Source organism: Parasporobacterium paucivorans DSM 15970, assembly GCF_900141895.1.
GTDB classification, from domain to species: Bacteria; Bacillota; Clostridia; order Lachnospirales; family Lachnospiraceae; genus Parasporobacterium; species Parasporobacterium paucivorans.
The window spans coordinates 1-12,409 of sequence record NZ_FQYT01000024.1 but is presented as its reverse complement, the minus strand read 5'-3'; the positions used below and the strand labels follow the sequence as shown (position 1 = coordinate 12,409).

The 12,409-nt window shown below is 44.4% G+C and carries 12 protein-coding genes; 10 read left to right on the top strand and 2 right to left on the bottom strand.

Features of this window, described 5'->3' with window-relative positions:
* Window positions 1-97: 97 nt before the first annotated feature.
* Window positions 98-640: a DUF6512 family protein gene (locus tag BUA79_RS10345; RefSeq protein WP_073994352.1), complete on the bottom strand. Its 543-nt coding sequence runs from the start codon at window positions 638-640 to the stop codon at window positions 98-100.
* A gap of 199 nt (window positions 641-839) precedes the next feature.
* Between BUA79_RS10345 and BUA79_RS10340 the strand changes: the two genes are divergently transcribed.
* The 9 genes from BUA79_RS10340 (at window position 840) to BUA79_RS10300 (ending at window position 10,750) form a co-directional block, all read left to right on the top strand.
* Window positions 840-1,121 carry a RyR domain-containing protein gene (locus BUA79_RS10340; protein WP_073994351.1) on the top strand — a complete coding sequence of 94 codons (282 nt, stop codon included), beginning with the start codon at window positions 840-842 and terminating at the stop codon, window positions 1,119-1,121.
* A gap of 28 nt (window positions 1,122-1,149) precedes the next feature.
* Entirely contained in the window at window positions 1,150-2,853 is a 1,704-nt protein-coding gene (locus tag BUA79_RS10335) for a RyR domain-containing protein (protein WP_073994350.1), read from the top strand.
* Between the two features lie 47 nt (window positions 2,854-2,900).
* Window positions 2,901-6,629, top strand: coding sequence for a tetratricopeptide repeat protein (locus BUA79_RS10330; protein ID WP_073994349.1), 3,729 nt, complete (start codon window positions 2,901-2,903; stop codon window positions 6,627-6,629).
* A 32-nt stretch (window positions 6,630-6,661) separates the two neighbouring features.
* Window positions 6,662-7,693 (top strand): MORN repeat-containing protein, encoded by a 1,032-nt coding sequence (locus tag BUA79_RS10325; protein WP_094757425.1) that lies wholly within the window; start codon window positions 6,662-6,664, stop codon window positions 7,691-7,693.
* Between the two features lie 35 nt (window positions 7,694-7,728).
* Complete coding sequence (locus tag BUA79_RS12590; protein ID WP_278308919.1) at window positions 7,729-8,061, top strand: SdpI family protein; 333 nt, start codon at window positions 7,729-7,731, stop codon at window positions 8,059-8,061.
* Between the two features lie 29 nt (window positions 8,062-8,090).
* Window positions 8,091-8,675 (top strand): hypothetical protein, encoded by a 585-nt coding sequence (locus tag BUA79_RS10315; protein WP_073994348.1) that lies wholly within the window; start codon window positions 8,091-8,093, stop codon window positions 8,673-8,675.
* Between the two features lie 30 nt (window positions 8,676-8,705).
* Window positions 8,706-9,722, top strand: a complete 1,017-nt coding sequence (locus BUA79_RS10310; protein WP_242941685.1) for an RCC1 domain-containing protein — start codon at window positions 8,706-8,708, stop codon at window positions 9,720-9,722.
* 105 nt (window positions 9,723-9,827) lie between these two features.
* A complete protein-coding gene (locus BUA79_RS10305) occupies window positions 9,828-10,061 on the top strand; it encodes a hypothetical protein (protein WP_073994347.1) in 234 nt (77 codons plus the stop codon).
* A gap of 158 nt (window positions 10,062-10,219) precedes the next feature.
* Window positions 10,220-10,750 carry a DUF1003 domain-containing protein gene (locus BUA79_RS10300; protein WP_073994346.1) on the top strand — a complete coding sequence of 177 codons (531 nt, stop codon included), beginning with the start codon at window positions 10,220-10,222 and terminating at the stop codon, window positions 10,748-10,750.
* A 27-nt stretch (window positions 10,751-10,777) separates the two neighbouring features.
* On the opposite strand, the gene BUA79_RS10295 is transcribed toward BUA79_RS10300, so the two are convergent.
* A complete protein-coding gene (locus tag BUA79_RS10295) occupies window positions 10,778-12,025 on the bottom strand; it encodes an MFS transporter (protein WP_073994345.1) in 1,248 nt (415 codons plus the stop codon).
* A 208-nt stretch (window positions 12,026-12,233) separates the two neighbouring features.
* Here BUA79_RS10295 and BUA79_RS12925 point away from each other — a divergent pair.
* Window positions 12,234-12,409, top strand: a 176-nt coding sequence (locus BUA79_RS12925) for a transposase (protein ID WP_143147908.1), incomplete at its 3' end; no start/stop codon positions are given.

Below are 12,409 nucleotides of genomic sequence, written 5' to 3'. Positions count from 1 at the left end.
TGGAACATGATTCCAATGAATTCCATATATTGAGAATATATATCAGCAGCATTTTCGTGTTGTTTTTAGTTCAGGGGGTCAGACCCCCCAGTCATCATTACATGCCATATCGACCGGTCATACTGTCCCTGAACCAGGGCAAGTGTGGAGCATTGAAGGTGAAAATGATAAAAATGAGGATAATCAGGATGATAAGTATTATGGAGGCATAAAGAGGCAAGCCTGTCGAATGCTTGTACAGATGGATTCCAATACACTGGCCAGCTGCAACAGCCAGAAGCAATATAAAGACATCTACGATTATAAGGCTTACCCCAAATGCTCCTGAGTAAAAATAAAAGGAAAAAGGTATTGCCAGTATCGAGACACCCAGCGAAGCGGCTAATCCGGTGAACCAATTCCTTTTGTTGATTTGATTTTTCTTCCCTTTAATTAGAAAATATAGGACCCACCAGCTTGTAACTGGCAGCAGAACCATTTTCTGGTGTTCCCATACGCTTTCGTTCACAGCAGAAATAGCCCCGATTATCGGAGAATTGCCAGACAAATCGTATAAAAAATGAAAAATAGATCCGAAAAAAAACAGGATAGGTATGCTTAAGTAATACCATTTTTGGGTTTTTGGCGGGATTTTTTTCATCAATTCCTCACTTCCCCTCATAAAAGAGCGCAATTTATTTCAATCTTCTATGCAGTAATTATAGCATGAAATACAGCCATGCAGAAGGCTCAATGAGAACAGGACACAGCTGTGAGCAATTATTGTGTTTATTGCGAAGGTTATATGATAAAATGTAACTATAATATTCGTGAATTAACTTAAAAAAGGGGTTGATTGTATGCACATTCCAGAACCTGTTGACACGTCGGATGTAATTCTGCCTGATGATATTGCCAGGCTGAATGAGTGGCTGGCTGAAAATGTCCATAACATCTGGGCTGCTGGCCGCCTGGCTGACGGCTGGACATATGGCGGAGAGCGGAACGATGAAGCGAAGACCCATCCGTGTCTGGTGCCTTATTCCGAGTTGCCCGAAAGCGAAAAGGAATATGACCGCAATACTGCGTTGGAAACCCTGAAACTGATTATTAAACTGGGTTATAAAATCATTCCTGATTGATTGAAACACATGGAAAGGGGGCAATTCCATGGGCTTATCATTGAACGATATCAGAAAGTTTTTTTCCACCCTGGCTCTGGACGGAGACGGAAAAAACGGCCAATTCCATAAGGTTTATATAAGGCAGACTGTGGAGGCTTTTTTAGACAATGAAAACGGCGACACAGCACTTCGGGTATACATGTCGTTCTGCTACGCATATCGTTTTTCGCAGAGAGGAGACACGTTCATTGATCTCCTGGACATGATGAAGAACTATGAGGAAGGCACCGGATCTCTGGTCAGGAAGCAAAGAGATCACTATATCCATTCTGTCAACGTCTTTTTACTGGGGCTTTGCATGTATTCCCGGAATTCTTCGCTGCGGAATTATTTTGGGCAGGATACAAAAGCCGGAATGTATTTCTCATCCGTGCAGGAGGAGTTCTTCTTCAGATGGGGACTTGCCTCTCTGTTTCACGATATAGGGTATCCGGTGGAAATCATCTCAAAACAGCTGGAGATGTTTTTTGAAAATGCGGCTGATATTCCGGGCAGTACTTCACCCAAAATACAGGCACAGGTTTTCATAAGCAACTTTGACAGCTTCAATACACTGTCGGAGTGGGCCGGGAATGGCAGCGCTCCTGATTCCGTTGTGAATCCACGAAAGGCACTGGATATAATCGCGGTCAGCCTCCATGAAAGGCTTGGACTGGACTTTGCCCGGATAAAAGAACTTCTTGATGGTCTGCCGGAGAATATGAGAAAAAGCGGTTTTGTCGATCATGGTTTTTTCAGCGCACTTATCATCCTGCGCTGGTATGCATCGCTGATCCAGCAAAACGGCATCAACAGCAGTATTTTTCCTTCTGTGATTGACAGTGCCAGTGCGATTTTTCTCCATAATTATTACGGAAATATACTGATAAAGGAATTTGCGGGTATTGGTCCGCTTAAGGCATCGGCGCACCCACTGGCTTATCTGCTGATTCTGTGTGATGAACTGCAGGAATGGCACCGTGAGACGTATACCCGGACGGATAAAGCTGATTTTGTGGCATGCGTTGCCAATATTGAAATTTCAAATGACAGGCTTTCTGTGCAATACCATATGGAACGCTTTGAATCCAGCGACGAAAGCAGGGATTTATGCTGCTCGTTTAAAGAAAAAAAGAGAAATATTATTTGTGAGCGCCTGGACATGGGGGCTCTTTTTATGGAAGGGTTTTTGTTGGATGCGGTGATAAATTTCGGTTCAGAGCCTGCAGTTAAAATCAGGATGCCTCTGCGGCAGCTGGTGTCAAATATTGAGGCTCTGGCAAAAGCTTCCCATACCCAATACCTTAAAGAAATGGTGAGGAAAGGGAAAACAGGACCGGCAGCGGTCGCCTGGGAGGCGCTGGGGGAAGATGAAGTGATGCAGAATTTCAGACAGGCGAGCGCAATTGTTGATAAGCTTGCGATTGTAAACTGTGGTTTTGCATCCCCGGATATCCTTGTCAGAGCGGTTGAATCCTTCACGGAAGATGAAATTGAGGCGATGGCGGTATGGGAGCACGCAGACTGGGTAAGAGAACATGTGAAAAATGGATGGGTTTATGCTGCTGTAAGGGACGATGAGAAGAAATCCCATCCCTGCCTCATTCCATGGGATAAATTGCCTGAAGAGTACAGGGAATTCAATCGCGAGAATGTACGAAACATCATTCCATTGCTTCAAAGTATAGGGCTTAAAGTATACAGGTTGTGATTGTGGTTTAAGTATCCAGGCAGGATTATCCTATGGAGGTATGTTGGATGAGTATATTTTCAAATGAATCTGGAAACGCCTATGGGGAAGTGACTTTTGCAGGTGGAAAAAAATATATCGGAGAATTTAAGGATGGGAAACCTCACGGAAAAGGGGCGGAATTCTTTAGCAACGGCGATAGATACGAAGGGGAGTTCAAAGACGGCCTGCGAAGCGGGCAGGGGACAAAAACCTATGTGAACGGTGACCGGTATGAGGGAAGTTTTGAGGAGGGAAAATTTCATGGTTATGGTATCTTTTCCTATAGCGATGGAAATAAATACGAGGGCGAATGGATAAAAGGGAAACCGAATGGGCAGGGGACCAGGATATTTGCAAACGGAGACAAGTATGTCGGGGGATTCAGGAATTATAATTTCCATGGACGTGGAATCTGGATTTCTGCAAATGGAGATAAATATGAAGGGGAATTCAAGGATGGAAAATTTAATGGGCTTGGGACACTGCATTATAGATCCGGAGACAAATATGAAGGCAAGTGGGAAAAGGGGGTATTCCATGGATATGGAATACTGACATATGCTGACGGAACAAGAAAAGAGGGGGAGTTTGAAGACGGAAAGCTGAAGTACGGATATGAAAATCGATATGAAGAAGAATTCACCAAAGAAAAAGTAAAGAGTGTAACACATGCAGTGGTGAGCAGTCCGGCCATACAGGAAATACGGATATTCATATCCTCCACTTTCATGGATTTAAATGACGAGCGGAAGTACCTTATGAATAGGATATTCCCGGTTTTTGCGGCCAGGCTCAGAAGACGAGGGGTGGATCTCAATGTTATAGACCTGCGCTGGGGAATCCAGCCGGAAGAGCGGGCGGCCGCGGGGAAGTGCGGAGAGCGGAATATCAATAAAAACACGCTGGAGATCTGTTTGAAAGAAGTGGATCGCTGTTATCCTTTCTTTATCGGGATAATCGGAGGCAGATACGGATGGATTCCGGAGCTGGAAGACGTAGATCTGGAGACGGATTTTTATAAAAGAAATAGGGAGAAAATTGCTTCTTACCTGTCACAGCGAAAGAGTATGACAGAAATGGAGATACTTTTCGGTACCCTGGAGAGGCAAGACGCTCCTATCGACTACCGTTTTTATATTGGCGATGAAGATGTTTATCAGGATAGTGCAGAGAACTATGCAGCCTGTGCCAGAAACAGGCAGGTGATGCAGACTCTCTTCAAAGAAGCTGTGACTAAACAAAAAGCTCTGAGAAAAAGGCTTATCGGATCAGGCAAGGCATGTGAAAAAACATTCAAAAATCCAGCCAGCCTTGGTGAATCAATCCTGAAAGACATGGAAATGCTGATAGAGGAGTTAGAGCAGCAGGGAAAAATCCCGACGGTTGATTTGACGGAGGATGAACTCCGGCTGTTGGAAATCATAAGCTTTGAAAAACAGAAAACGAAAGGATATGTCGGAAGGGAAGCCGAAAAGATTCTCGACCGTTATCTGGAGCTGCTGCTTGGGAAGACGGAGCAGGAAGAGATTCAGCCGCTCTTTATCACAGGTCCCTCAGGGACAGGAAAGAGCACTATGATTGCCCGCTGGTCAAAACGCCTGGAGGCGTATACACAGCTGAAGGTGATTAAGATTTATATAGGGCTTCAGAATAACATTACGACCCAGAGCAATCTTATAAAACAGCTGCTCACAAGTATAAAAAAAGAATTCGGCATTGAACGGGAAATTCCGCAAGAGAGTGAACTGCGGATTCAGTTTGAAACCTGGTTGAGCTATATAAATGGCCCAGCCCTGATCATTATCGATGGTATGGATCAGTTGACGGATTATTCCGGCAGCATGGGCTGGATACCTGCCAGCACCCATTTCCCGATTGGTATGATAGTTACGAGTACCGGTTCAATCAGGCCGGGAAAACGGGAGCTGCCAGTGAACGAATACCGGATAACCGGATTCACAACGAAGGAGAAGGAGAATTTTATCAATGAATATCTGATAAAATCCGCAAGAAGCATGTCAGAGGAAGGGCGAGCGGCCCTGATGGGCAGAACAGATGAATTGGGGAACAACCCTTTGTTTGTGTATCTGATTCTGCAGGAACTGATACGGAGCGGAAGAAAAGATATTTATTCGGAGGATGAAATCCGTCAGAAAAATTTTTCGCCGGACAGTGTGCTTGGAATAATTACGCTGCTGCTTTCAAGCCATTCTATGGAGGAACTCTTCATTAAACTGTATACAAGGTACGAGAATGATTATGGAAAGCATTTGACAGAACAGATGCTGTCGTTGATAGAACTGACCAGAAAAGGCATATATTACAAAGAACTTGTCGATCTGGTCAGCGAAGAACAGGGAAAGTCACTATCAGGAACAGAATTTCAGAGCCTATTTTCCGTAATCGAAGATAATCTTATCCGAATCAGCGGGAAATATGCCTTCCATCATGCATACCTGAAAAATGCAGTTCAGAAAAAATACGGGGATCGCGAAAGGGAGTACAGGGAGCAGATGGCCGCCTATTTTAACCAGGCAATCCGGAAGGCCCCCACGGAAGCCGACCTGCATCATGCGGAAGAGCTGACCTATCATTTGGCGAGGCTCGGGAAGTGGGAGGAATTGCTTGATGCGGTCAGCAATCCAAAGATTCTATACTGGATGCTCAGCTACTATGAAAATGAGATGTCAGGATATTTTAAGAATTTTAAGGAAATGGGCATTGGCTTTTCCGATTTTTATGAGAAAATCAAGGATACAATAAAGACAGACGTCAAGCTGAAAGATATGCTGGGCTGGCTGTTTCTGGTGAATGGTGAAAATGAGCTGAGCATAAGGCTGTTTGAGGAGCAGGAATCGGAGACCCTACATAGATATGGGGAGGATGAGCCGAATCTGTGGATAATGTGGGAGCATTTGGCGAATGCATACCTCTCAAAAGGCGAATGGGATAAGGCCATCGGCCTGTTTCAAAAGGTGGAAGAAAAGAGAGGGAATGCTTACAGGGAAGAGAGTCAGGATTTGTGGACAGTCCGGCACGGGCTGGCAGCCGCATATTTGGCAAAGGGCGAATATGACAAGGCTGTTGGGCTGTTCCAAAGAGTAGCTGCTGAAGAAGAGCAGAAACACGGAGAAGAGAATCCTGGTTTATGGAAAACATGGAATGCCCTGGCAGAGGCATTGAGGGGGAAAGGAGAATTCGAGGAAGCCATAAACCTGCTCCGGAAGACAATCGCTAAGCAAGAAGACCGGTTCGGTGAAGATGACCCTGTTTTATGGACTATGTGGAACAACCTCGCCAATGCATATCTTTCAAAAGGCGAATGGGATAAAGCCATCGACCTGCTTCAAAGGGTAACTGCGAAAAGAGAGGAACGGTATGGCACGGAATTCCCGGGGCTGTGGAGATCCTGGAGCAATCTGTCTTCTGCCTACAAGGAAAAAGGAGAGCTGGAGAAGTCTATCGAGCTGCTCCAGAAGGTTACCGAAAAGCAGGAGCAGAAGTATGGGGATGAGAATCCGGACTTATGGACAATGTGGACGAATCTCGCTCTGGATTATTCGGAGAATAAAGAATTTGACAAGGCTGTCGGACTGCTTGAAAAGGTAATGCATAAGCAGGAAGAGAGGTTCGGTGAGGGATATCACGATTTATGGAAGACATGGGCCTGTCTTTCTAAGGTTTATACGGATAAAGGGGAATATGAAAAAGCAGCGGATTTTCTGCATAAGGCAAAGGTCAGGAAGGACAAATAGACAGGTATTCGTAATAGAAGGGAGGCTTACATATGGGTATATTTTCTAAATTGTTCAAGAAATCAACAGAAGAAAGCGTGAAGCAGGAGATCATACCGGAACCCGCCAGGGAGAAAGCGGAGGAAGAAGTCAGGAAAGAAGAGACGGGAACCATAAAAAACCTCGTATATGCGGACGGCAGCAGATACGTAGGGGAGCTGAAGGATGGACTGTACCATGGTCAGGGAACTGTGACCTGGCCGGATGGGGATAAATACGAAGGAGCCTGGAAAGCCAACAAGGAGGATGGATTTGGAACGTATATCTATGGTTCCTCCGGGGATGTCTATTCGGGTGAATGGAAAGAGGGCCTGTACGACGGTCAGGGGACAAAGTCGTATGCAAACGGCGCTGCATATACGGGAGGATTTAAGAACGGAAAATTTGATGGACAGGGCACTCTGACCACAGCAGCCGGAGATAAATATGCAGGAGGATTCAAGGATGGATTACGGTACGGCCAAGGGACGCTGATATACGCCGGGGGAGACAGATATGAAGGCGAGTTCGCCGATGATAAATTCAATGGACAGGGAGTATTGATTTTGACGAATGGGGACAGATACGAAGGCGGATTCAAGAATGACCGGCCTGACGGACAGCTGACATATACATGTAAATCGGCCGGGTTCACGTACACAGGAAGCTGGACCGATGGGGTGAAAAACGGCAGGGGAAAGCTAATGCTGGCAAACGGGCAGGTTTATGAAGGTGAATACGCCGGTGATAAAGAAAACGGACAGGGGATATTGATATGGCCAGGCGGGGATAGATATGAAGGTGGGTTCAAGGACGGAAAACGCCACGGACGAGGGATACATTACTATTCAAATGGGGATAAATATGAAGGTGAATTCTCGGATGACAAATATAATGGATATGGAGTACAGAGTAGTGCCGGCGGGGACAGGTATGAGGGTGAGTTTAAGGACGGCAGCTTCAATGGCCATGGAAAGTTCACCACTTCCAGCGAAGACGAATACGAAGGGGAGTTCAGGGATGGAAAGCCGGTAAAGCTGACGTGATATTGTCCTTTTGGTTTAATTTATTTTTTGGTACCATGATTCCGGTTATCATAATCGCGATAGGGGTTGTGTTCAAAAATCACCCTCCTAAAGAAATAAACTCCTTCGCAGGATATCGGACATCCAGATCAATGAAAAGCAAGGAAACCTGGGAATTCGCCAATAAATATTCGGCCAGGCTGATGCTGCTGTGCGGAATCATCTTATTGATAATAACTGTCCCCATTTTGCTTGTATTCCGCAATGAAAGTGAAGAAATACAGGGTGTGGTCATGGTGGCTTTATGCACCGTTCAGACGGTTGCGGTAGTATTAACCATTATCCCAGTTGAGAAGGCATTAAAAAACAGATTTGACAACCGTGGATAGAATAGTTGTATCTAAGTCAGGGGGTCCTTATGAGCAGACAAAGAATTGCCATTTTAGGATTGGTCGCGTTCGTAGCCATTGCTGTTAATGCTTGTCAAGTCTCGAGCATCGACACTCAAACTGAAAAGGAGACGATCCTCGCTGAAAAAGAGTCGGAAATAAGGGATCTTATCGACAAAGTTGACGAATACGCCGTGATAGGAGGGGAGTTCACGGAGATAAAAAATCCCGTGACCCCCTGCAAGGTTTTTATCGTGCAAAACAACTTTACTCCGGGCGTAGCCCAGACTCCAGATGAGGGCTATAAATATTCGCCGATTTATTTTGAGCTTCCGGAGGAACTTCAGGCGAAATCGGCAGCGGAATTGAATACTCTTGTCCAGCTGAATATTTATGAAGCCGTTACAGGAAAGTATACGAATGGCGACAATGCGTATACATTGCATACGGAGATGACGGTAATCGATATGACAAAAAACGAGGTAATCTACTTTGCGGACATTGTTCAAAAACCCTTTACAAACATAACCGACGACAGTCAGCTGCACAGGCAAATCCCAGAGTATGAAATAATCGCCAGGATAGAAGATCTTGCCGGCTATATCAGAGAGTAACTGGATTTTCAGGAAACGGAGGAGATTATCATGAAAAGAGTCAGATTGATTGATTTTCTGGTCGCACCCGTCCTGATTGTTTTATTGGCAACAGGATGTGCATCATCTGCTGACACTACTGAAGACACGCTTGACACAGCTCCTTCCACCGCACAAAGTACCGAACTGGAAATAACAGAACAAAACCACATGATTTCGGCTGGATTTAAACACACTTTGGGTTTGAAAACGGATGGAACGGTGGTTGCTGTCGGCAATAATGAGAATGGTCAATGCGAAGTTACCCAGTGGACCGATATCGTTGCGGTATTTGCCGGGGATGTGAACTCGTTTGGATTGAAGAGTGACGGAACTCTTGTGGTTTCCGGAAAGCCAGATGAATTCGGTGAATATGGACAATGCGACGTTTCTCTTTGGAAGAATATCAGGGCCGTATCTGCTGACAGGTATCACACGGTAGGGTTGAAGACAGATGGCACTGTGGTGGCTGTTGGTTATAATGGATTTGGTCAGTGCGATGTTTCAGGGTGGGCAGATATTGCAGCAGTTTCTGCGGGTTCACATCATACAGTAGGATTGAAAAATGATGGCACAGTCATAGCTGTTGGCAGAAATCAATACAGCCAGTGTAATGTTTCGGAGTGGAAAGACATAGTCCAGGTTCAGGCATTTGGAAATGCTACAGCTGGCTTGAAAAAGGATGGTACGGTGGTTTGGACCGGAGAAGGATCATCCGGTTCACAGGACAGAATCGAAGGCTATGAGAACCTGATAGCGATATCTGGTGAATTTGGTTATTTGACTGGATTGACAAGGACCGGGACAGTAATTGCAAGCGGGCAATATGTATCCGGCGGTTATTGGCGATTTTTAGAGGAGGATGTTTCAAAGTGGTATTTCGTTGAAGTGATATCGGCCGGATCCGGGTTTGTGGTTAAATTAAATACAGGCGAAATGAATGCAGGTACTGTCGAGGCAGTCGGCGACAATGAATACGGCCAATGCAATGTCTCGGGATGGAGGAACATTGGGTACCTGACACCATGAACAAATTGTGAACAACCCAAATATATTTGACATTTCAAGAAAAACATAGTAGCTTAAATAGATGCAGGCGAATATCTCGCAGCAATTGAAAAGGGAGAAATGAAAATGGAAGAAAATAAAATAGTCAGGGACCAAAAAGATTTGAAATTAGCAGACCTCTATGGGTCATATCTTGCCTTGAAAGAGCTGCATGTTTTGGAAGTGGCATGCGATCTCGTCTGCCGTTACCCGGTAAGCATGCTTGGGATACACGAAGAGGATAGAAAAGAATTGGCCAGGATACTACATGACATAATAGAATTTATGGAGAGCCAGCCCGTAAAATATTCCGAAATATAATATCATACAAAATGTCGTATTCTCACATGCCAGGGGATACGGCATTAATTTTATAAAGGAATGGTGCCTTGAAATAATGGTTGAAATTCCATGAGTGAGAGAGTATAACTGAAATATATATCGTACAAAACACATACAAAAAGGAGAATGTAAAGCAGATGAGTGAAAAGGGATTAGAACTGATTCGAAGTATTCTTCAGGATGATGCGATGGCTGAAGAGGAAGAAGCCCTGCATTTGCTTTTGAGCGAGCAGATTTCGGAAAATGCAGTATCAGAACATGACAACAGACTGACAAAAGGTCAGAAGGCAGCTGACAAGCTTGCAAAATTTGCTGGCAGCTGGTATTTTATAATATTGTTCTTTTCCATATTGGTTATATGGATTGTTCTGAATGTAGTATTTCTCAAAAAACCATTTGATGTATATCCTTTTATTCTTATGAATCTGATTTTGTCGTGTCTGGCTGCAATTCAGGCCCCGGTCATAATGATGAGTCAAAACCGACAGGAAGAAAAGGACCGGTATCGGGCGAAAAATGATTATAAAGTCAATTTGAAGGCAGAAATAATTGTGGAGGACATTCATAATAAGCTGGACTCCCTTATCGAAATGCAGATAGAAATCATGAACAGACTGGATAATCTTGAAAAAATAAATAATGAAAAAGAAAAATCATCCCAGTCATAGGGATGATTTTTGTGTAATCAAGGATATTTACGCCGCATCCGTATGTCTTCTGGCAATAACCTGAGGAGCCGTTTCGCGTAAGAACAGGGACACAATGGCTACAATAATCAGTGCGACGCCTCCGGTAACAACAATTGCTGTGATACCAAAATTATCTCCAATTGAACCAAGCAGGGGAGGAGCGATAACGGTTCCCACAATTTCACCAATGCTGGAAACCAATGCAATGGCGGTGGCGGCATATTTCATGGGGATGCTTTCTGTCGGGGCAATGGAGAGGAACACGGGGTACATTCCCCATGCCGCAAAAGAAGATACTATGAATATCAAAAAAATGCCGGAAAAAGGAAGCTCAGGGAGCATGGCAATGGCCAAAGTCCCCGCTGCTCCAATGATTGAGCCAAGAAAAAGCACTTTCTTCCGACCAATCCTGTCAGAGAAGGACGGCATGATCAGCATTCCAATGAATCCGCCGATTCCCATGGCAGATTGAAGACCGCCGGCAGCGCTGCTGCTATAACCTTTGGATACGAAAAAAGTTGTCCCAAAGCTCAGCCAGCACCATAGCCATATCATTCCGAAAACAGCAAGGATGATAATGACAACAATATTTTTGTTTTTCAATACCAATGCCCAGGACCCCTTCGGGCTATCAGCCCCTTCCGAAGCAACGGATGCCTTTTTTGGAATAAAACGTTTAGATTCTTTTATGAAGAATTTTATTAAAAGCGCAAGAATAATGCCTGGGATAATTGTCAGGACACATGCCGTCTGCCAGCCCCATATGGAAGCCACTTTCGTTGCATAAATTGGAGCCACGAAGCTTCCGAGCAAAGCAAAGAGGGAAAAATAGATTCCGGAGTATAATCCTCTTTTTTCAATGGGTGCTTCTTCTGAAATCTGTGCAGCCGCGGCAGAATTTAAGAATCCCTGACCGCCGCCTACGATCGCACGTATTCCAATCAACTGTGCAAATCCGGTAACCAGACCGGTAAGGGCTGAGCCAACGGAAAACAGGATGATGGAAGGCAGAATCACTTTTTTTCGGCCGAACTTGTCGGACAGGACTCCCCCAATCAATGCACAAATAATATATCCAACTGCCATTGCACTGGCTATCCACCCTGCCTGTGTAAGGTTTAGATCAAAGTAGGGTATTATGAATGGAAACAGCATAAGAATCAACAGTCTGTCCATCGAGGAAAAACCGAAAGCCAAACCATACGCTGCCACCATTACTTTTATCGAATTATCTTTCTTTTCTTCCATATCCATGTCCGTAATCTCCTCTATTGAAATACTTTAAATATTGTATATAATATATCACAATATGCAGAGCTGTGTTACTGGAAATTTAATCACCTTAGCGAAAAAGCCCGCATACCCTATATACTATAATGGTTCCATGAATCAAGACACTTTTACGGACAGTTTTTAATGAATCTGATATACTAAAATCAGTATAAAAAGAGAGGTTCATTATATGTCCAGACAAAGAAGAAACTTTAGTGCCAAATTCAAATCAGATCTTGTGATTGAGCTCCTGAAGGGTGAGAAAGATCTCAATACACTTGCAACCGAAAACGGCATCCAACCCAATCTGCTCCGCAACTGGAAGAAGGAATTCCTTGATAATGCGTCGGTGGTATTTGATGACAA

Bases quoted from the DNA above. Each gene is read 5' to 3' on its own strand.
- BUA79_RS10345 (WP_073994352.1), bottom strand. From the start codon at position 640: ATGAAAAAAATCCCGCCAAAAACCCAAAAATGGTATTACTTAAGCATA.
- BUA79_RS10340 (WP_073994351.1), top strand. From the start codon at position 840: ATGCACATTCCAGAACCTGTTGACACGTCGGATGTAATTCTGCCTGAT.
- BUA79_RS10335 (WP_073994350.1), top strand. From the start codon at position 1,150: ATGGGCTTATCATTGAACGATATCAGAAAGTTTTTTTCCACCCTGGCT.
- BUA79_RS10330 (WP_073994349.1), top strand. From the start codon at position 2,901: ATGAGTATATTTTCAAATGAATCTGGAAACGCCTATGGGGAAGTGACT.
- BUA79_RS10325 (WP_094757425.1), top strand. From the start codon at position 6,662: ATGGGTATATTTTCTAAATTGTTCAAGAAATCAACAGAAGAAAGCGTG.
- BUA79_RS12590 (WP_278308919.1), top strand. From the start codon at position 7,729: ATGATTCCGGTTATCATAATCGCGATAGGGGTTGTGTTCAAAAATCAC.
- BUA79_RS10315 (WP_073994348.1), top strand. From the start codon at position 8,091: ATGAGCAGACAAAGAATTGCCATTTTAGGATTGGTCGCGTTCGTAGCC.
- BUA79_RS10310 (WP_242941685.1), top strand. From the start codon at position 8,706: ATGAAAAGAGTCAGATTGATTGATTTTCTGGTCGCACCCGTCCTGATT.
- BUA79_RS10305 (WP_073994347.1), top strand. From the start codon at position 9,828: ATGGAAGAAAATAAAATAGTCAGGGACCAAAAAGATTTGAAATTAGCA.
- BUA79_RS10300 (WP_073994346.1), top strand. From the start codon at position 10,220: ATGAGTGAAAAGGGATTAGAACTGATTCGAAGTATTCTTCAGGATGAT.
- BUA79_RS10295 (WP_073994345.1), bottom strand. From the start codon at position 12,025: ATGGATATGGAAGAAAAGAAAGATAATTCGATAAAAGTAATGGTGGCA.